The following is a 22564-nucleotide window of genomic DNA, read 5'->3' as shown; positions in this document are numbered from 1 at the left end:
GAATGTCACCAACCCCCGGCAAGCCGTTACAGTATGAAATCTCCCGCGCCGAGCGACGTCGTATAGACTAGGAACGCGAAGTCAGCGACGCCGTCCCGGTTGCTGTCGCCCTGCACTAGCATATAGCCGTCCACCGCAACTTGAAAGCGAAGCTCATAGGTCGTGTGCGTCGTCGTCGTGAACGCTTCGGTTCCGATAAAGGTGAACGCCTGGTTCCCGCTGGCGCTCGACGGGTCGATCGTCGCGAGGTCGATGCGATCCCCGTCCGCCGCGACGAAGTCGGTGATCCGGTCGAGCAGATCGGCCGTTCCGAAGTCGCTCACCTTGGTAAAGACGAAGCGATCCGCCCCCGTACCGCCGGCCATTACGTCGCCGCCGCTGCCGCCGGTCAGCACGTCGCTGCCCGTACCGCCCGCCAGCGTATCGTTGCCGCTGCCCGACGACAGCGTGTCGTTGCCGTCGAGGCCTTGTAACAGATCCGCGCCGCTGCCCGAGGTGATGCTGTTACCGAGCGCGTTACCTACGCCGGTAAAGGCCTTGCTGCTGGAATAGGTCAGTTTTTCTAGGTTGGCACCCAGCGTGTAGCTGACCAGCGAGGTCGTTACCGTGTCGGTCCCCTCGCCAACCGCCTCGACGATCACGTCGCCGATATTGTCGACCACGTAAGCGTCGTCGCCGGTGCCGCCGGTCAGCGTGTCGGCACCGGCGCCGCCACTGAGCGTATCGTTGCCGGCACCGCCGGTCAGCGAGTCCGCATATTTCCCGCCGGTCAGGGCATTGGCGAGGTCGTTGCCGATGCCGGTGAAGCCGGTGGTGCCGTTGAAGCTCAACGATTCGAGATTGGCAGCGAGCGTGAAGCTGGCGAGCGAGGTGACGATCGTGTCGGTGCCGCCGGCCGCCTCGACGATCACGTCGGCGATGTTGTCGACATAATAGGTGTCGTTGCCGTTGCCGCCGTCCATCGTGTCCGCACCGACCCCGCCGTTCAGCGTGTCGTTGCCGACCAGGCCATAGAGCAGGTCGTTGCCGCTGCCCCCGGTCAGACCGTTGGCCAGTTCGTTGCCGGTGCCGGTGAACGCCCCGGTGCCGGTGAACGCGACACTCTCGAAATTGGCGGCCAGCGTGTAGCTGTTCCGCGCCGTGCGCACCGTATCGCGGCCGCCATTCGCCGCCTCGATCAGCAGGTCGTTGCCGTCGAGGACATAGACGTCGTTGCCCGACCCGCCGTCGAGCGTATCGTCGCCCGCCCCACCGTCTAGCGTATCGTCGTCGCCCTCCCCGACCAGCGAGTCATTGCCCGCACCGCCAATGAGATTGTCGTCGCCGGCACCGCCGCGCAGCGTATCGTTGCCGCTGCCGGCGGTCAGGGTGTTGGCAGATGCGTTGCCGGTGCCGGTGAACGCTGCGCTGCCGGTATAGGTGACCGCTTCGAAATACAGCGCCAGCGTCCAGTTCGACAGGCCGGTGTCGATGGTATCGGTGCCGCCACCCGACAGTTCGACCAGCGTGTCGGTGGTGGTGTCGACGAGATAGGTGTCGTTGCCCGATCCCCCCTCCAGACGGTCGACACCCGCGCCGCCGTCGAGCGTGTCGTTGCCCGACCCGCCCGACAGCGTGTCGTTGCCCGCCCCGCCGGTCAGGCGGTTGCTGGATGCGTTGCCGGTGCCGACGAAGCCGGCGGTACCGGTATAGACGAGGTTTTCGACGTTCGCGAACGCGGCGATGGTCAGGCTGCCGAGCGCGGTGCGGACCGTGTCGCTACCCCCGCCCGAGGATTCTACGACGATATCGGTCGACAGGTCGACCTCGTACGTGTCGTCGCCGGTGCCGCCGACCATTGAATCCGCACCCGTCCCGCCGATCAGCGTGTCGTTGCCCGACCCGCCGCTCAGGGTATCGGCCAACGCACCGCCGGTGATGACGTTGGCCAGCGCATTGCCGGTGCCAACGAAGCGCAGGCCGCCGGTGTAGGTCAGGTTTTCGAGATTGGTCAGCGACGCGATCGAATAGGTGCTGATCGTCGCCACCGATCCGCCGGGTAGGTCGGCCTCGACCGTGTCGAGGCCGCCGCTCGCTGCCTCGACGATCATATCGGCCGCATCCTCGACCCGGTACAGGTCGTTGCCGGTGCCGCCGGTCATCGTGTCGATGCCGTCGCCGCCATCGAGGATGTCGTTGCCGGTGCCGCCGATCAGGATGTCGTTGCCATTGCCGCCGTCGAGGCTGTCATTGCCCGCCGGTCCGCCGTCCAGCGTGTCGTTGCCGCCGAAGCCGCGCAGCGTGTCGTCGCCCTCGCCGCCCGTACGATTGTCGGGGGCGTCGTTGCCGTCATACACGATGCCGGTATTGCCGTCGCTGGGCACCAGATCCTGATCGATGAAGCGCAGCAGTTCGACGCCGGTGATCGTGTCGTTGCCATCGGGGCCGAGGCCGCCGCGATTGTCGACGACACGGAACACGCCCGGCGATTCCTGAGTGATGGTATAGTCGGCGCGGACCGAGGAGTAGATGGCGATATCATTGCCATTGCCGCCGTCAATCCGATCGTTGCCGCCGCCGCCGACCAACCGGTCGTCGCCGGCACCGCCCAGCAACACGTCGTTGCCGGCCCCGGCGTCCAGCGTATCAGCACCGCTGTCGTCGCCGCCGGTCAGCGTGTCCGACCCCGACGATCCGGTGATCCGGTCGTTGCCGTCGCCGCCATAGAGGTTCGCGCCGCCGCCGCCGATCGTGTCGTCGCCGGCCCCACCGTCGAGCCACGCATCGGCGGTTCCGCCCAGTTGATCGTTGCCGAGACCGCCGAGCAGCGTGCCCGACCCGGACAAGGTGTCGTTGCCGGCACCGCCGTCCATCCGGTTGGCGCCGTCGCCATCGTTCAGCACGTCGTTGTCGGCCCCGCCGTCGAGCGTGTCGTCGCCCGACCCGCCGGTCAGCGTATCGCTGCCCGCGCCGCCCAACAGGCTGTCATGGTTGGCGTCGCCCGCCAGCACGTCGTTGCCCGTGCCGCCGTCGATGGTGTCGTTGCCGAAGCCGCCGGTGACGGTGTCGTTGCCGGTCCCGCCCACCAGGCTGTCGGCCCCGTCGAAGCCGTCGATCAGGTCGTCATTGTCGCCGCCATCGACCGTGTCGTTGCCCGCCCCGGCGAACAGCGCGTCGTTGCCGCTGCCGCCCGCGATCGAGTCATCGTCGTTATAGCCGAAGATACGGTCGTTGCCGGCCGCGCCGATCAGCGTGTCGTTGCCCGATTCCCCGAGCAGATAGTCGTCGAGCGCGGTGCCGGTCAGCGCATTGGCACCGTCGTCGCCGTGCAGCACGCTGCCGCCGACCGCCCCTTGCGTCACATCGGCGAACTGGATCGTTTCCATGCTGGTCAGGAAATCGGTGCCTCCGCCGCCGCGATTGTCGATGACGTACACGCCGCCATCGCCCGCCGCGACGGTGAAGTTGGCCCGCTGGCCGCCGATGATCGCCCGGTCGGTGCCCGCCCTGCCGATCAGCGTGTCGCTGCCCTCGCCGGCGGTCAGTGTATCGTCGCCGTCGCCACCGTCGAGCAGGTCGTTGCCGCTGCCCGTGGTCAGGATATCGGCCCCCTCGCCGCCCGACAGAGTTCCGCCGCCGGTCAGCGTATCGTTGCCGGCATCGCCCGACAGGACACCGAAGCCGGTCAGCGAGTCGTTGCCAGCACCGCCCGACAGCGTATCGACGCCCGAACCGCCGGTCAGGATGTCATTCCCATCCTCTCCATACAGCGCGTCGTCGCCGGTGCCGCCGTCGATCGTGTCGGCATCCATGCCGCCATACATCAGGTCGTTGCCGGCATCGCCCGACAGGCTGTCGAGGCCCGATCCGCCATAGATGCTGTCGTCGTCGTCCCCGCCGCGCAGCGTGTCGTCGCCGCCGCCGATCGTTTCGACGCCCAGCACCGGACCGCCCACCGGCAAACCGGTGACCGGATCGACCGGTTGGGTGATGATCAGGTCGCCGCCGGCCAGAATATCCTCGCCGATGCCGCCGAGGATCGAGTCATTGCCGGTGCCACCGACGACCAGATCGTCGTCGTCGCTGCCGTCGAGCAGGTCGTCGCCCGCCTCGCCATAGATGCGGTCGGCTTCGGTCCCGCCATCGATGCTGTCGTTGCCGGCACCGGCGAGGATGCTGTCCTCACCCGCCAGACCGCGGACCGAGTCATTGCCACCCTGCCCTTCGAGCGTGTCGTCGCCAGATCCGGCGAAGCGCGGCCCCGACGGATTGGTGACGTTGACCACGCCCGACGACGAACCGGTGGTGATGTCACCGATCATGTCGTTGCCCGTTCCACCGCGCAGCCAGACACCGGGGTTGGCCCGGGCGATGTAATCGGCATCGTCGAAGCGCAGCACGCGGACATTGGTCAGCGTGTCGGTGCCCTCAGGCGATCCGGGGCGGTTGTCGGTCACGGTGACGACGCCATTGGTCTCGGTCACGGTGAAGTCGTTGCGATTGCCGTAATAGCGGACGATGTCAGGGGTCAGCGCGCCCGACCCTCCGCCGTCGATGGTGTCGTTGCCGCCATTGCCCGCAAGGAAATCGCCGCCGCTGCCGCCGTCGATGACGTCGTTGCCGGCGCCGCCCGAAATCCAGTCGGCACCGCCGCCGCCGAGCAGCGAATCCTCGCCATAATTGCCAGAAATGACGTCGTCGCCCTCGCCACCGTCGAGCGTCTGTGCGCCGTCGATGCCGAAAGGGGCGGTGCCGTAGAGCGTGTCGTTGCCGGCATCGCCATAGCCGATCGCGCCGGTATAGACGCCGAGCGCGTCATTGCCCGCTTCGCCGCGCAGGATGCCATAGCCGGTGATGGCGTCGTTGCCGTCACCGCCCAGCGCGTTGCCCGATCCGATGGTGATCGTGTCGTTGCCGGCATCGCCCAGCAACTGGCCGCTGCCCGACAGGACGTCGTCGCCGTCGCCGCCGCTCAAGGTGCCGTCGCCAGACAGCGCGTCGCGACCGGCGCCGCCGACCAGTTCGTCGGTGCCGCCGCCGCCAGTGATGAAGTCGTCGCCATCGCCGCCAAGCGCCCGGTCGTCGCCGGTGCCGCCGTCGATGGTGTCGTTGCCGATGCCGCCGTCGAGACTGTCATTACCCGCGCCGCCGAACAGCTGATCGTCGTCGCTGCCGCCCAGCAGCGTATCGTTGTCGGCCCCGCCGTCGAGCACGTCATAGCCGACGCCGCCGTCGATCAGGTCGGCACCGCGCCCGCCGAAGATGCGGTCGTTGCCGCTCAGACCGAACAGGCGGTCGTCGCCCCGGTCCTGATCGGGATCGTCGATGCCGGTATTGGGCGCGGTGACGCCGGGCGGCAGCCCCGCGCCGCTGATCGAATCATCCAGTTCGGTGCCGGTCAGCGTGTCGTTGCCCGCCGTCCCGTTGAACACCATGCCCGCCGTCGCCGCCGACAGGGCGAAGGCGGCGTTGGCGAAGGTCGCCCGTTCGACGCCCGACAGGCGATCGGCGCCGAGGTTGTGGCGATTGTCGACGACGAAATAGCCGCCATTGCCGTCGCGGACGACCGAGGCGTTCTCGCGCGCCATTTCGAACGAGGCGGTATCCTCGCCATCGCCGCCGGCCAGCGTGTCGCTGGCGTCGCCGCCCGACAGCCAGTCGTTGCCGGTGCCGCCGATCAGGCTGTCGGCACCCCAATTGCCATAGACGACGTCGTTGTCGGCCCCGCCGTCCAGCGTCTGCGCGCCGTCATAGCCATAGGGCTGCCAGCCCGACAGCGTGTCGTTGCCCGCGCCGCCGGTGCCGGTGCCGCCGGTCCCGACCAGCAGCGTGTCGGCACCGATGCCGCCGTCCAAGGTGCCATAGCCGGTCAGGCTGTCGTTGCCGGCATCGCCGGACAACAGGCCGGTCGCATAGATGTTGCCGGTGATCCGGTCGTCGCCGTCGCCGCCATAGAGTGATCCGTTGCCGTTCAACGTGTCGTTGCCGCTGCCGCCGAGGATGCGGTTCAACCCGCCGACATCCTCGACATAATCGGCATCCGCTCCGGCATCGATCGTGTCGTCGCCAAGGCGGCCATAGACGGTGTCGTTGCCGTCGCCCGCGCTGATCGAATCCGTGCCGGTGCCGCCGTCGATATAATCGTTGCCGGTCCCGCCGGTCAGCGTGTCCGACCCGGAATCGCCGGTCACCACGTCGTTGCCAGCACCAGCATCGATGATGTCGTTGCCGTCGTCGCCGCCCAGACGGTCGTTGCCGGCGAGGCCGGTGATGGTGTCGTTGCCGCTGTCGCCGATCAGGATGTCGTCGAACGCGGTGCCGGTCAGTACCAGCCCGACATTGCTGCCCGGCAGCGTCTGTTCGTCGCCGCTGTCGAACTGGAGCAGCTCGATGCCGTACACCCGGTCGGTGCCGTTGGGGCTGCCGCCGCGCAGGTCCTGCACGGTGATGCTGCCGTCGCTGTTGTTGACGATGCCATAGTCCGACCGGCGGCCGTTATAGATGAGCTTGTCGAAGCCCGATCCGCCATAGACGGTGTCGGTCCCGCCGCCGCCCAGGATGGTATCGTCGCCCGCACCGCCGAGCAGCGTGTCGCTGCCGCTGCCGCCCCAGATCGAATCGGCGCCCGATCCGCCGTCGAGCAGCAGGTCGCTGGCATAATAGCCCGACAGCGTGTCGTTGCCGTCATTGCCCTGTCCGCTGCCGCTCGACACATAGACGACGTCGTTGCCGTCGCCGCCGCGCACCAGCCCCGATCCGTTCAGCGTGTCGTTGCCGGCTTCACCGTCGAGCAGGCCGCTGCCGCTGACGCTGTCATTGCCGAGGCCGCCCGTCAGCGTGCCGTTGCCGCCGATCGTGTCGTTGCCGTCGCCGCCCGACAGGACGTTCCCGTTGTCGTCATAGTCGGTGATGCGATCGTCGCCCGCGCCGCCGTCGATCGTGTCGGCCCCCGCGCTCTGGACGATGGTGTCGTTGCCGTCGCCGCCGGCGATGCTGTCGCCATCGGCACCGCCGTCGATCCAGTCGGCCCCGATGTCGCCGTCGATCGTGTCGACCCCGGCCTCGCCGTAGAGCACGTCGTTGCCGGCGCTGCCCGCGACGCTGTCCGCGCCGGTGCCGGCGACGATCCGGTCGTTGCCCGCCCCGCCGTCGATCGTGTCGTTGCCGTCGCCGCCGGTGATGCTGTCGTCGAACGCGGTGCCGGTCAGGCGGTCGGCGGCCGTCGTGCCGCCGACGACGATGCCGGTGTTGGCGGCGGTCACGTCGAAATCGAGGTCGGTGAAGCGCAGCGTGGCGATGCCGCGCACCTGATCGGTGCCGTCGACGCCGCGCCCGTCGCGGTTGTCGGCGACGATATAGCCGCCATTGCCATCGCGGATAACCGATGCGAAGGCGCGCGTCCCGCCATACAGCGCGACGTCGTAATCGCCGCCGCCGACGATCGTGTCGTCGCCATCGCCGCCGTCGAGCGTGTCGTTGCCCGCCCCGCCGTCGAGGCTGTCGTTATCGGTCGACACGCCCCCGCCACGACCGCCCGACAGCGTGTCGGACCCGTCGCCACCCAGCAGAGTCTCGCGCGTGCCATGGAAGCCGGTCAGGCGATCGTCGCCCGCACCGCCGTCCATGGTGACCGGTCCGCTCCACGGATAAGCGGTGGCGATAGTGTCGTTGCCCGCCTCGCCATAAGCGGCACCCGACACGATGTTGATCGCGTCGTTGCCGATCCCGCCGAGCAGCGTTCCCGACCCCGACAGCGTGTCGATGCCGTCGCCACCGATCAGCGTGCCCTCGCCCGACAGCGCATCGTTGCCGACGCCGCCATCGAGCAGCCCGCTGCCCGAGAGCGCGTCGTTGCCGATGCCGCCCTCAAGCGTGCCGGTGCCGATCAGCGTGTCGTTGCCGGTATCGCCGTACAGGCGGTTGCTGCCGAGGCGGTCCTCCAACCGGTCGTTGCCGGTGCTGCCGCGCAGCGTGTCCGACCCGCCGTCGCCATACAGCCAGTCGGCATCGTCGCCGCCGTCGAGCACGTCCTGGCCCGTCCCGCCCCAAAGCGTGTCGTCGCCCTCGCCACCCTCCAGCGTGTCGCGGCCCGACTGGCCATAGAGCACGTCGTTGCCGACGCCGCCACGCACCGAGTCATTGCCGAACCCCGCATCGATGATGTCGAAGCCCGAATTGCCGTACAGCGTGTCGTCGCCGGCCAGCGTGGCCGAGGTCAGCGTCGCATTGGGAATGCGGTCGTCTATGCCGGCCGAGTCCTGCCAGAAGATGCCCGGCGTGCTGACCAGCGCATATTCGTCGTCGTCGAACTGGAGCAGCTCGACCCCCGACAGCGTATCGGTGCCCAGCGGGCTGCCGGTGCGCAGATCGGTCAGGATCGTGGTGCCATTGGCCCCGGCGGTGACCGAGAAATCGGCCATCCGCCCGGCGACGCGGACCATGTCCGATCCGCTGCCGCCGTCGATGCTGTCGGCACCGGCCCCGGCGAACAGCAGGTCGTCGCCCGTACCGCCCAGCAGCGTATCGGCCCCCGCGCCACCGTCGATCGTGTCGGCGTCCGTGCCGCCGTCCAGTCGGTCGGCCGACGCCGATCCGCGCAGGCTGTCATTGCCGGCATCGCCGGTCATCTGCACGCCCGCACCCGCCGACGATGCGTCGAACGTGTCGTTGCCGGCACCGCCCGTCGCGGTGCCGCTGTTCAGCGACATCGCGTCGTCGCCGTCGCCGCCGTCGAGCGATCCCGACCCGAAGAGCTGGTCGTTGTCCGCCCCGCCCAGCAGGGTGCCGGTGCCGCTCAGATAATCATTGCCCGCGCCCCCTTCGATCCGGTTGGTGCCGGTCAGGTCGGTGATGGTGTCGTTGCCGGCATCGCCGCGCAGCGTGTCGTTGCCGGTATCGCCCTCGATCCGGTCGTCGCCGGCACCGCCCGAAATCGAATCGTCGCCGCCATTGCCGTCGATGGTGTCGTTGCCGCCCAGCCCCTCGATCGTGTCGTTCGAGTTCGATCCCGGCAGCGAATCCGCCGCCTCGCTGCCCTGGATCAACAGGCCGATGCCGCTCGGCGAAATCGACGGGGTGAAGTTGTAGAGGGTCAGTTCCTCGGACACCGACGTGTCCATGCCCCGCAGGATCGCGATCGTCTTCCAGCCCGTGGCGGTGCCGGCGGCGTCGAAATCGGCTTGCAGGAACAATTCGCCCGCCGCGCCCAGCAGGCGCATATGCCCGGTCAGGAACGGGTTCTGGCCGGTGGTGAAGTTGGTGAAATAGGCCACGACGTTCGACACGTCGAGCACATCGCCGCCGGTACCTGCGGTGAAGTTCTGGATGACGTCGGCAGCGCCGTCGCCATAGCGCAGAGAATAGCCGTTCAGGCGGAACACGTCCTGGCCGGCGCCACCGTCGAGCGTGTCGACAAAGGCGTCGTAACCGGCATTGTCGAAATAGTCGTCGCCGGCATCGCCGGACACGACGCCGCGGACATAGCTGAACGTATCGTCGCCATCGCCGCCCGACACGGTGTTCTGGCCATATTGGTCGTTGAACCAGTCGCTGCCGTCGCCACCCGACAGGCTGTCGTCACCCTGCCCGCCATCAATCCGGTCGCGGCCCGCACCGCCGAGGATCGTGTCGCGGCCCAGGCCGCCATCGATCGTGTCGTCGCCGCCCAGCCCCTCGATCCGGTCGGGGCTGCTGGTACCGTCGAGATCGTCGTCGAACTGCGTACCGGTGCGGGTAACGCCGACCGGACCGACGCCATTCGTGAAATTGTCGTAGTTGAGCGCCGTCGCGACGACATTCTGCAACCGCGCGACCGTCTGCCAGTCAAGCGTGGCGGCGGTGCCGTCATGATCGACCTGCAACAGCGTATCGGCACCGTCCTGCAACAGCCGCATATGGCCGGTTTCGAACGGATTGCCGCCGTCGACACCGGACATATAGCTGGTGCCGAGGTTGATGACGTCGCCACCGGTGCCGGCGGTGAAGTCGGTGATCGTCGTTATTCCGGAACCCGCCACCGGATAGCGGGTCGAATATTCGTAGAAGTCGTACGTATCACGGCCAAGACCACCCGTCAGCGTGTTCGTGACGGCTTGCCCCTGCCACGAGCCGATATTGTAGAACAGGTCGTCGCCATCGCCGCCATCGATGACGTTCGTACCACCATAGTCGGACAGCCGGTCATTGCCGGCACCGCCGCTGATCGTATCATTCCCCCAAGTACCTTCGATCGTGTCGTCGCCAAGCCCGCCGCTGAGGCTGTCATTGCCATCGCCGCCGTCGATCGTGTCGTTTCCGGCATCGCCGACGATGGTGTCGTTGCCGCCATCCCCGGACAGATTATCGTTGCCGGCCCCGCCGACGATGCTGTCGTTACCGTTGCCGCCGCTCAGCGTATCGTCGCCAAGGCCGCCGGTCAGCGTATCGCGATCGTTCGACCCGGTGACCCGGTCGTCGCCGTCGCTGCCCTGCTGCAACTGGCCAGCGCCGTCGATGCTCCACCCACCGGTGAAGTTCGCGGTCTGGAAGGCGGCGGGCAGGACGTTCTGGAACCGGATCAGCGTCGTCCACGCATTGCCGCCGCCGTCGCGGTCCCATTGCAGCAGCGTGTCGGTGCCGCCATCGGCGGTCAGCCGGAAATGCCCGTCGGTCCACGGATTGACCGTTCCGGTGTAATTCTGAAGCTGCCCAAGCAATTGCGCCACATCGACGACGTCACCGTCCCCACCGGTCGCGAAGTCGGTGATGGTCGTCTGGACCTGTTGCCCATAGGGATAGAAGACATAGCTGTCGCGACCGGCACCGCCGGTGATGGTATCCGCGCCGGTATTGTAGCCGACATATTCGAACCGGTCGTCGCCGGCCCCGCCGTCGATGCTGTCCGCGCCGGTATAGTCGCGGAACAGGTCATTGCCATCGCCACCGAGCAGCGTATCGTTGCCGTCGTCGCCGTCGATCGTATCGTTGCCGCTGCCGCCATCGATCCGGTCGTTGCCGCTGCCGCCGCTCAGATTATCGTTGCCGGCCCCGCCCGCCAGCGTGTCGCCGTCTTCCTGCCCGCTCAGATTATCGTTGCCGTCCCCGCCGGTCAGGCTGTCGTTGCCGATCCCGCCTTGCAGTTGGTCGTTGCCGGCATCGCCCGACAGCGTGTCGTTGCCCTGTTCGCCATAGAGCAGGTCGTCGCCGTCACCGCCCGCGACGGAATCATGCCCGCCATTGCCGTCGACCGTGTCATCGCCCGACCCGCCGATGACGGTGTCGGCATCGATCGTTCCGACGATACGATCATTCTGCGCCGATCCGGCAATGTTCTGACCGACCCCGGCCGGATCGATGCGCACGTCACCGATGACGAAATTGTCGCGGGTAAAGGTCGCGCCCGCCTTTCCGACGAAGGTGATGAGGTCGACCCACGTCGCCCCGCCGGTCGCGCCGTTCCAGTCGACCTGCAACACCCGGTCGCTGCCGCTGACCACCAGTCGCAGATAGCTCGACGCGAACGGATTGGTGCCGGGGACATAGCCGGTCATATAGCTGCTGAGCGACGCCAGCGAGACGACATCGCCGTCCGCCCCGACCGCGAAATCGGTGATGCGATCGGCGGTCACGCTACCGGGCGAAACCGACGTCAGTTCATAGGTATCGCGCCCGTCGCCGCCGGTCAGCGTATCGGTGCCGCCGCTATAGCCGACATAGCGGAAATAATCGTCGCCGGCCCCGCCGGTGACGCTGTTCGCGCCCTGATAATCCTGAAACCGGTCGTTGCCGTCACCACCGGACAACGTGTCGTTGCCGGCACCGCCGTCCAGCGTATCGTTGCCAATGCCGCCATCGAGACTGTCGGCCTCGCTATTGCCCGACAGATTATCGTCCCCGCTGCCGCCGATCAACGTGTCGAGGGCAGCACCGCCGTCGAGATAGTCGTCGCCCGCACCGCCCGACAGCAGGTCGTTGTCGCCCTCGCCATAGAGCGCGTCGTTATCGTCGCCACCGTCGAGCGTGTCGTTGCCGGCACCGCCCATCAGCTGGTCGTTGCGCTCGCCGCCGCTGATCGAATCCGCGCCGTCATTGCCATAGAGCGTGTCTTCGCCCTGCGCGCCGTTGATGGTGTCGTTACCGGCCAGCCCCGAATAATTGTCGCGGCCCACACCGGTGAAGCTGTCGGCACCGGTCGTGCCGCTCTGCGTCGCCGCGACGCCGGTCGCGCGCAGGTCGGGGGTGAAGTTGTCGGGGGTCAGTGCGGTCGCGGTGACGTTCTTGAGCAGCAGATATTGCTGGAAATTGTCGCCGCCGCCATTCTGGTCGAAATCGACCGCGGTATCGCTGCCGACCTGGCGCAGCCGCATCCAGCCACCCGAGATCAGCTTGGTCGCGTCCATCTGCGCGCCGCCCAGCGACAGCCCCGCCTGATCGAGGACGATCAGGTCACCGCCGCTGCCGGTGGCGAAATCGGTGATCGTGCTGACGACCGGCGTCTGGTTGAACAGGTAATAGAGGTTGTAGCGATCGCGGCCGGTGCCGCCGCTATAGCTGTCATTGCCCTGATAATAGCCGACATAGTCGAATCGGTCGTCACCAGCCCCACCGCTGAACGTGTCTGCGCCGGTATAGTCGCCGAAACTGTCGTCGCCGTCGCCGCCGACGAAGCTGTCTTCGCCCTGCGAATAGCTGAAGCTGTCGTCGCCTGCCCCGCCGTCGAAAGTGTCGTTGCCGGCGTCGTTGGCACCGAACACGTCATTCCCGTCGCCACCCGACAGGCTGTCGTTGCCCGCGTCGCCCTGCAGCGTGTCGTTGCCGGCTCCGCCGATCAGCGTGTCGTTGCCGGCATCGCCATCGAGGATATCGTTGCCGGTGCCGCCATCGATGCTGTCGTTGCCGGTGCCGCCATAGAGTGAGTCATCGCCCCCCAGCCCGGAAAGGGTGTCGCCCATCGGCGTCCCGTCGATCCGCTGGCTGTTGGCATCGCCGGTTAGGGTCGCGCCGACAAAGCCGGGACGATACCAGGTCGCGAAATTGTCGGCGGTGAAGGCGGCCGGGTTCGTCACCCCTTCGAACCGGGCGATCGTCCGCCACGCATAGCCGGTGGCGCCGGCGTCGTTGTCGACCTGCAATATGACCGCGCCGCTTTCGGTGGTGAAGCGCAGATAGCCGGCGGTGAACGGGTTGGTCGACGGGTCCCAGTTCTGGAAATAATCCGTGCTGATCTGCAACCGGTCACCACCCGTACCGGTCGCGAAGTCGGTGATGACGGTCAGATTTGCCGTCGTCGTCGGATAGGCCGACAGGATATAGGTATCGCGCCCGGCCCCGCCGGTCACGGTATCGACCGACCCGCCATAGCCGATTTCGCTGTTGAACGTGTCGTCGCCATTGCCCAGATCGACCGTCGCATTGCCGACATTGCTGTAATAGCTACCTTGCACGCTGTCGTTGCCAGCCCCGGCAATGACCGTGTCGTTGCCCAGATAAGCGATGATCGTGTCGTCGCCATCGCCACCGATCAGGCTGTCGTCGCCCGAACTGCCATCAAGATAGTCGTTGCCCACATCGCCGGTCAGCGTGTCGTTGCCGCCTTGCCCATAGAGCCGGTCATCGTCCGCGCCGCCTTCGAGGTCGTCATCGCCTTCATCGCCGTTCAGATAATCGTCGCCGTCGCCGCCGAGCAACGCGTCATTCTGCCCGCCGCCATACAGGGTGTCGTCGCCGGTGCCGCCGTCAATGCTGTCCGCGCCATAGCCGCCGTTCAGCGTATCGTTGCCGCCTAGCCCGGTGATGGTATCGCCGTCGCTGGTGCCGTTGATCTCCTGCGCCAGCGCGCTGCCGGTCAGCACCAGCCCTTGCGCATTGGGTGCATAGCTCAGCGTGAAATTGTCGCGGGTAAAGGCGGCGGGCGCAATCCCTTCGAAAGTCAGCCACGTCGCCCAGTTATTGGCGCCGCCATCCGGGTCGATCTGGAGCAGGGTGTTGCCGCCGCTGGCGATCAGCCGCAGATGCCCCGTCGTGAACGGGTTCGCGCCGGTGGCGAGGTTGGAGAAATTCCAATAGCCGTCGACGACGTCGCCGCCCGCCCCGCCTTCGAACCCGGCGATCGTGTCCGCGCCCTGCCCGGCATAGTAATAATAGGTCTGGAACGTGTCGCGTCCCGCCCCGCCGACGAAGCGGTCGGTGCCGGCGCCATAGCCGACATAGTCGAACCGGTCGTCGCCATCGCCGCCCAGCAGCGTGTTGTTGCCTGCGTAATCGCTGAAAACATCGTTGCCCGCGCCGCCGGTCAGGCTGTCGTTGCCGGCATCGCCGTACAGCGTGTCGTTGCCGTCGCCGCCCGCGACCGTATCGTTGCCGGCATCGCCAGAGAGCGTGTCGTTGCCCGCCCCGCCATCGAGGCTGTCATTGCCCGCATTGCCGTTCAACACGTCGCCGCCGACGCCGCCCGACAGGGTATCGGCGACCAGTGACCCGTTCAGCACGTCGCGTCCTTCGCCGCCGGTTAGGACATAGCCCTTGTCGGCGGGCGCATAGCCGATGAAATTGGCGGCGGTCATCGCGGTCGCGGTCACGCCGTTCAGTTGCAGCACCGACACCCAGCCATAGCCGGTGCCCGCGCCGTCGCGGTCATATTGCAGAAGCGTGTTGCTGCCCGACTGCAACAGCCGCAGGAATCCGGTCGCGAACGGATTGGTGCTCGAATCCCAGCCCGACAGATAGGAGGTGACGTCGTTCAGGTCGATTACGTCGCGGTTCTCGGTGCCGCCGGCCACGAAGTCGGTGACGATATCGGTGTGCTGGTTCGACGCGTAATAATAGAGGCCATAGCCGTCAATTTTCAGAGTATCGTTGCCCGCGCCCAGCGTGATCGTGTCCGCGCCGCCCGCTTCGTTCCGGCCGCTGCCGACGGAGCGGATCTCGTCGTCGCCCGCCCCGGCATCGATCCGGTTCGCGCCGGCATTGTCCTCGAAGATGTCGTCGCCCGCGCCGCCGATCAGCGTGTCGTTGCCGGCCCCGCCAAGGATCGAATCACGCCCGTCGCCGCCGTCGATCGAATCGTTGCCATATCCGCCGATCAGCGTGTCGCCCATCGATCCGCCGCGGACCGTATCATTGCCGCCGCCGCCGTCGATCCGGTCGGCAAAGGCCCCGCCGTCGATCAGGTCGTTGGAATCGGTGCCGGTCAGCGTATCGTTCAGCGGGGTGCCGGCGATCGTCTCGCCCACCCCGGTCGGGCTCCAGCTCGGCGCGAAATTACTCGCGACCAGTGCGGTGGCGGTGACGTTCTTGAGCACCAGCAGCGTCTTGATGCCGTGCGCGGTGCCGCTGGCGTCGATATCGATGCGGATCAGCGTATCGCTGCCCGCCTGCACCGCGGACAGGAACCCGGTGAGGAATGGGTTGGTGCCGGCGCTATAGCCGATCAGGTCGTTGACGACCTCGGACAGGTCGATGACGTCGCCCGATGCCCCGGTAGTGAAGTCCGTGACGGTGTCGGCAAGGAAGCTCAGCGGGAAATTGCGGACGCCATAGCCGTCGACGCGCAGCGTGTCGCGACCCGCGCCGGTGGTGATCGTGTCGGCACCGCCAACGCCATCACCACCCATGCTACCGACCCAGTTGAACGTGTCGTTCCCGGCTCCGCCGTCGAGGACGTTGCTGCCGCGATAATCCTCGATGAAATCGTCGCCCGCCCCGCCGCGCACAGTGTCGTTACCGTCATTGCCGTACAGCACGTCGTTACCGTCGCCGCCGTCGATGCTGTCGTTGCCGGCATTGCCGTACAGCGTATCGTTGCCGCCGTTGCCGGCGATGCTGTCGTCCGTGGAAGTCCCGGAATAATTGTCACCACCAGTGGTGCCGCTATAGTTCGCCATCTGCCATCCCCCACGTCCGAAGGCGCGCCCCCGCCATCGTTATCAACGATCCGACCCATTGTCGGAAATGCACTACATAATGGTTACTTGAACGTAAATACTCAATAGTCTTACCAGTATATTGACGGAACATTATCCTATTACTCACATCTACCCCGAATGGAGTATTGCGGTTGGACATATTGTTTATTCACCAGAACATGCCGGCGCAGTTCAAAAACCTCGCGCCGGCCTTGGCCGCCTCGGGGAAACATCGCGTCGTCTTCGTAACTCGCGGTAAAGGCACCGATATTCCCGGCGTCCGCTGTGTCGGCTATGAAGCGCCACGTCCGGCCAATCCGACCACCCATCATTATGTCCGCCTGTACGAAGCCAGCGTCAGATACGGGCAGCAGGTCGCGCGCACGCTGCTCCAGCTGAAACGCGAAGGATTCGTGCCGACGATCGTCATCGGCCATCCGGGCTGGGGCGAGATGATGTTCGTGCGCGACGTGTTCCCGCGCGCCGTAATCCTCAGCTATGCCGAATTCTATTATCATGGCGCCGGGGCCGATGTCGGTTTCGATCCGGCACAGCCCGCCGATCTTGATGCCGTGTGTCGCACGCGTGCGCGCAATGCCCATCTGCTACTCAGCCTCGACATGGCCGATGCCGGCATCGCACCCACCGAATGGCAGCGCAGCCGTCATCCCGAAATCTTTCAGCCCCGCATCCGAACCATCTTCGACGGCGTGGAGACCAATGTCGTGAAGCCCGATCCAGCGGCGCGATTTCGCCTGCCTGACGGGCGCACGCTGTCGCGGCAGGATGAGGTCGTCACCTATGTCGCCCGCAACCTCGAACCCTATCGCGGTTACCCGTCCTTCATCCGCGCGCTCCCCGCCATTCTGCGCGCCCGGCCTGCAGCGCAGGTCGTCATCACCGGCGGCGACCAGGTCAGCTATGGCGCGCCCGCTCCCGAAGGGCGGTCGTGGCGCGAGCAGATGGAGCTGGAGGTGCCGCTGAGCACCGGTCCGTTCGCCGATCGCATCCATTTCACCGGCAAGCTGCCCTATGCGAACTATTTGTCGCTGCTGCGCGTCTCCAGCGTCCACACCTATCTCACCGTGCCGTTCGTGCTTTCATGGTCGTTCATTGAGGCGATGGCGACCGGCTGCGTCATGGTTGCGTCGGATACCGCGCCGGTGCTCGAATTCCTCGAACCCGGCATAAATGGGCATCTGGTCCCATTCCACGACCCCGCCGCCATCGCCGACCGGATCATCGCTGCCCTCGCCGATCGCGGCGATCACCTAAGGCTGCGCAAAGCCGCCCGGGCGACCGCCGTTGGGCGCTGCGCTTTGTCGGTCTGCCTGCCGCGCCAGATGCAGCTGGTTGAGCAGCTGACGGGAGTGACGATTTAGGATCTGTCTGGAAACGCGCTAAAGGGCGAGTATCAAGGCGGTGCTGGCCCGCTCCTCCTCCCGGCCAGTTTTTTGAGTGTGCCTTGTGGGTGGCCGGGAGGGCGGGGGCCGGCACCCAAAACGCGCAACTGCGCGTCTCCAGATAATTTCTCAGGCACCCTTGGCCAGCGGCCGGAAGCGATAGCCCGTGCCGGGCGAATTCTTTGGTAGGGCGTGATATGCGCCGGGTGCATGCCCTGTGCCGCGCGGCTGCGTACCGCATCCGGGTCAATGCGTGGTTTGCCGCCCTTGTAGACGCCTTTCTCGCTGACTTGCGATGGTCAGACGATAGCGAGCCAAACCGCCCCGCCAGTTTCGACGGTTTAACTCAAGTCCGTAGGCCATCCGGCTTGTAATAATAATGGATGTGCGGTTTCCGCTGTCGCTGCGCAACGTCGAGGACCTGCTGTTCGAACGCGGCATCGACGTTTGCCACGACACCGTGCACATGTGGTAGAACATCCGTTCGTCGGCTCAGGGCCGAACTTCGTCAATTGTCAGCTCAACGCCCTCGTTATAGCATCAATTTTGATTAAAAGGCTGGTTGGGTTGGGTTGCCCTTACTCCGACGGACAAAGCAATCGGCAACTGCCATGGCGCAACTCCCAATAATATCGCAATTCTAAGTCAACGATCCTTGAGCGGAAATTGCCAAAACACCAGCCCTTTCTGATAAGGCGGCAGCCGCGCTACAGAGGATATTCCACACACATCCTCTTAAACCGCTCGCGCGCTTGCTGCTATTTCTGCCGCTTCAGGCAATCAGTTCAGTAGCCGATATCGTAAGGCTCAGGCTCTGTGATCACCACGGCAATGAAAGACTCATTTGACGTATATGTATCGTGCGTCTAACAGGTGAGTATGAACGAGGCTGAATTTCTGTCGGGCTATGATCCCGCATCCTTCTGTGCTGTTGCGGTGACGGTCGACGTTGTCCCACTGACATTCCACGAAAACCGCTTACGTCTACTAGCAGTACGGCGAACGACGCACCCCGAACGGGGTCGACTCGCCCTACCAGGTACGTTCGTCCGCGCCGATGAAACGCTTGATGTTACCGCGCAGCGCGCGCTTCGCGAAAAAGCGGGCTTCGATACGCAAGTCGAGCAGTTCGGGGCGTTCGGCGCTCTGAAACGCGATCCACGGATGCGCATTATCAGCGTTGCGTACATGGCCCTAGCAACGTTCGATCGGCTCGAACCCGTTCTGAATGACGATCGAATGTTGCTGGCGCTTGATGGCAGTGTCGCCCGGGGGGCAAATGGTCGCAAAATTCCATTGGCATTCGATCATGCTGAGATCGTCGGAACAGCGCTCAGTGTCCTGCGCCGTGACCTCGACAGCACCGCCTTCTCCTTCGGTCTTTTGCCCCCGGCCTTCTCGCTGCGAGAGTTGCAGCAGGTGCACGAAGCGATACGCGGGCAATCTTTGAACAAGCCCGCTTTTCGCAAACGATTAGTCGAGAGCGGCCGCATCGAACCAACCGGGATCCGCGAGACCGACAAGGGATACCGGCCGGCAGAACTGTATCGCGTGCGGGGAACAGACAATGCGTAACATACTGCGAACCAGCGAGAGCCATCCGCTCCACATCGCGACAATATCTGCGGGCCCCGGTCTCGGACGTATCGGACTGACTTTTTGTCCGGGGAAGAAGCAGGCGTCGGCACTTACCGGGGCATGGGGCCGTGATGTCGATCTCGATGTACGGACAATTGCGATGTGGGGCGCGGCCGCTGTCGTAACCCTGATCGAACCGCATGAGTTTGATCAGCTTCAGGTCGAGGGTCTCGGCGACGCCATCCGCGGCCAGCATATGGACTGGCTTCATCTGCCCATCCCTGACGTATCGACGCCTGGCACTGCGTTCGAAGCGGCTTGGTCAAAAGTCGGGCCCGGACTTCGGTCGCGTGTCCGTGCAGGCTTCGACGTGCTTGTTCACTGCAAGGGTGGGTTGGGCCGTGCGGGCATGATCGCAGCGCGCCTTCTGATCGATCTTGGGCTAGACCCGGTGCAAGCAATCACTTCCGTTCGTGCGGTAAGGCCGGGTGCGATCGAAACGAGCGCCCAAGAGAAGTATGTTCTCGGTCTGCGACCGCTACCCCCCGTTTTGCCGAACGTGCAATCAGCAGCACGGCGCGACCGGGCGATCGGCGCTCTCGTTGGTCTCGCTGTCGGCGACGCAGTCGGCACGACGCTGGAGTTTACGCGCCGGGACCAAATGCCCGCACTGACCGATATGGTCGGCGGGGGACCGTTCAGCCTTAAACCAGGACAATGGACGGACGATACTGCGATGGCGTTGGCGCTCGCCGACAGCCTGATCTCGAATTTGACACTGAATGAAGACGATCTGATGCAGCGCTTCGTCTGCTGGCATCGCGAGGGCGAGTACTCTTGCACGGGACGCTGCTTCGACATCGGCATTACGACACGCCAAGCGCTGTCCCGCTTCGAACGAGACGGCAATCCGGTTGCTGGCGCCACCGACCCTTACACCGCTGGCAACGGTTCGCTGATGCGATTGGCACCGGTCGCGATTGCCGCTTGGAACAACGCTGCGCAGCGCCACGATCTGGCTGAACGCCAAAGCCGAACAACGCACGGGGCCGAAGAGGCAATCGATGCGTGCATTGCCTACTCGGATCTCATCGCCGAGGCAGTTGGTGGTTTGCCGCATGATGCCATCCTAACACCGCGTGCTTGCGGACTTGCTCCTTCGGTTGCCGCTGTTCTCGCCGGCAGTTGGCAGGGCAAGGCGCGAAGCACGATTCAGTCTTCCGGCTATGTGCTGCATTCGCTGGAAGCGGCACTATGGTGTGTGGCGCGCACCGGCGACTTCGCCAGTGCCGTGTTGCTCGCCGCCAATCTCGGTGACGATGCCGATACGACCGCTGCTATCACTGGTCAGCTCGCGGGCGCGCTTTACGGCTACGAAGCGATACCGATCACATGGCGATCAAAGCTCGCATGGCACGACCGTCTGGTAGCCGCTGCAACCGCGTTGCACGCATGAACAAGTGCACTTCAGCGGAATGGCAGGCATGCTTCGGCACAGATGCGCCACAACGCCTGTCGGCGATCGCGCAACAGGCGATCGCTTGGCAGGAGCAAGTTCTGGTGCATGGAGACGTCTCGCCGGCAATTGCGCGAGACCTGCGTGTCGTCGCTAGCGAGGTTGCCGCTGCTCGGACCAAGGAAGCCCTCCAGGCTGTGCCTTCCGCGCATCAGGATCGTACAAGTACTGCATCACGCACTGCTCATACCCGGAACGCCGTTGCGCAGGCCGGTAGATCGGCATTGCCAACGGCCTCCAGCCAATTGCAGCCTGGCACGCGCCTCGTGAAAGCCCATGGCGGACGCAATCACGTCGTGCAGGTGACGGCGAGCGGTTTCGACTATGAGGGCCAGCAGTTCGCGTCGTTGTCCGCGATCGCTCGGCATATTACCGGCACGCACTGGAACGGCCTCTTATTTTTCGGGCTTCGCCAGCGGAAGACTTATCCGCGACGCGCCCATGTCTAAGTCAGTGCGTTGCGCAATCTACACTCGCAAGTCGAGCGAAGAAGGCCTCGAACAATCTTTCAACTCGCTACATGCGCAGCGAGAAGCTTGCGAAGCCTACATTCTGTCGCAGAAGCACGAAGGTTGGACGCTGGTGCCAACTGCCTTTGACGACGGTGGCTTCTCTGGCGGTTCGATGGACCGTCCCGCTCTGAAATTTCTGCTAGCCGAGGTGGAACAGGCCAATATCGACATCATCGTCGTCTACAAAGTCGATCGCCTGACCCGCAGTCTCGCCGATTTTGCGAAGATGGTCGATCGCTTTGATGCCCGCTCGGTGTCGTTCGTCAGCGTCACGCAGGCATTCAATACCACGACCAGCATGGGGCGCCTGACGCTCAACGTGCTGCTCTCGTTCGCCCAGTTCGAGCGCGAGGTGACCGGCGAGCGCATTCGCGACAAGATCGCCGCGTCCAAAGCCAAGGGCATGTGGATGGGCGGCATGGTGCCGCTCGGATATGACGTCGTCGACCGGCAGTTGGTGATCAACGAACTTGAAGCGGAGCATGTTCGCACGTTGTTCAAGCTGTACGCCGAGCACCGTGCCGCCGATCTGGTGGTGTCGCTTGCAAAAGCGCAAGGCATCCGTGGCAAGCATCGTGGTCGCGTCCAAAGCAACAGCGTCATCACGCGTGGCTCGCTGTACCGGATCCTCGCCAACCCGGTCTATGCTGGCGAGATTGGCCATAAGGGCAAGCGATATCCCGGCCAGCATGACGCCATCATCGCTCTGCCATTGTTCGAGGCAGTCCAGTCGATCCTCGATGGCAACCGGCGCAAGGCGCATGGTACCACGAGTTCGCGTAGCCACGCGCTCGGCGGAAGGGTGTGCGACCCGACCGGCACCTTACTCACCGCAACGCATACCCGGAAGGGCAACTCAAAGTACCACTACTATGCGAACGATGCACTTCGCTTGCCGGCCGAACAGTTCGAAACGTGCGTTGCTGGTGCTCTAGCCGAGCGCCTGGCAACGCCCGGCAGCGTTGCCGCGCTACTGCCTGACCTCGGGCTGCTTACAGGCGACGTTCTTGAGCGGGCGGCAGATCTAGGTCACCGGCTCGGTTCAGCATCGCCGCGTGAACGTGGAAGCGTACTGGCCTCGGCTATTGCAAAGGTAGTGGTGCGCAAGGACGACTGCGTCGTAATGCTTGCACACGCTGCGTTCGGCTTGGAAGACATAATGCACGACGTTGTCGTGCCGGTAGCATTAGCCCGACACAAATCGAAGTTGCAGCTAGTTGTTCCCGGTGCGCAGCCCCCGACCCCTGACCGCAGCCTGATCGAAATGGTGGCGCAGGCGCGCAACTGGTTCCAGTTGCTACGTTCCGGCGAAGTCACGACGCTGGTTGAGATCGCCGACCGATATGGTTTGAGCGACAGCTATGTACGCAACGTACTGCCCGCTGCCTTCATCGCACCCGACATTGTTACCCGTATCGTTGAAGGTCGACAGCCGCCGTCGTTGACCGTTCGCAAGCTGCGAGACCTACTCCCCTTACCCACTTCATGGGACAAGCAGCGAGCGCTTCTGGACGTATAAACTGACAAGTTTGCGTCGTTTTCTGCTTGCATCATAGCCCACGTCAGACGATCCAGAACCCGCTCCCGAGATACGCGGGAGCGGGGCGTGGAAACCCCTTCGCTAGGGCCGATCGACATTCAGGATTCCCAAATGTGTTGAAGGCTGATTCATAGTCATCCGTGCTGAGGCGCGGA

At 65.0% G+C, this 22564-nt stretch carries 6 protein-coding genes; 5 read left to right on the top strand and 1 reads right to left on the bottom strand.

Going from position 1 to position 22564, the window contains the following annotated elements:
- Window positions 1-26 precede the first annotated feature (26 nt).
- The gene (locus tag IFT55_RS17280; protein WP_249403493.1) at window positions 27-15839 is read right to left on the bottom strand and encodes a calcium-binding protein; all 15813 of its coding nucleotides are present in this window, start codon (window positions 15837-15839) and stop codon (window positions 27-29) included.
- 173 nt (window positions 15840-16012) lie between these two features.
- On the opposite strand from IFT55_RS17280, the gene IFT55_RS00030 reads away from it, so the two are divergent.
- From IFT55_RS00030 to IFT55_RS00005, 5 genes are all read left to right on the top strand, one after another.
- Complete coding sequence (locus tag IFT55_RS00030; RefSeq protein ID WP_192088402.1) at window positions 16013-17242, top strand: glycosyltransferase family 4 protein; 1230 nt, start codon at window positions 16013-16015, stop codon at window positions 17240-17242.
- A 900-nt stretch (window positions 17243-18142) separates the two neighbouring features.
- Window positions 18143-18838 (top strand): NUDIX hydrolase, encoded by a 696-nt coding sequence (locus tag IFT55_RS00020; RefSeq protein WP_192088400.1) that lies wholly within the window; start codon window positions 18143-18145, stop codon window positions 18836-18838.
- Window positions 18831-20297 (top strand): ADP-ribosylglycohydrolase family protein, encoded by a 1467-nt coding sequence (locus tag IFT55_RS00015; RefSeq protein ID WP_197976266.1) that lies wholly within the window; start codon window positions 18831-18833, stop codon window positions 20295-20297. The genes IFT55_RS00020 and IFT55_RS00015 overlap by 8 nt, the downstream gene beginning before the upstream one ends.
- Window positions 20294-20806, top strand: a complete 513-nt coding sequence (locus IFT55_RS00010) for a DUF2924 domain-containing protein (protein ID WP_192088399.1) — start codon at window positions 20294-20296, stop codon at window positions 20804-20806. The genes IFT55_RS00015 and IFT55_RS00010 overlap by 4 nt, the downstream gene beginning before the upstream one ends.
- Window positions 20799-22388: a recombinase family protein gene (locus tag IFT55_RS00005; protein ID WP_192088398.1), complete on the top strand. Its 1590-nt coding sequence runs from the start codon at window positions 20799-20801 to the stop codon at window positions 22386-22388. Before IFT55_RS00010 ends, IFT55_RS00005 begins: the two co-directional genes overlap by 8 nt.
- The last annotated feature ends 176 nt before the right edge of the window (window positions 22389-22564 follow it).

It is taken from the genome of Sphingomonas sp. CFBP 13720, from assembly GCF_014842075.1.
Lineage (GTDB): Bacteria > Pseudomonadota > Alphaproteobacteria > Sphingomonadales > Sphingomonadaceae > Sphingomonas.
This window is presented reverse-complemented; position numbering and strand designations above follow the sequence as displayed.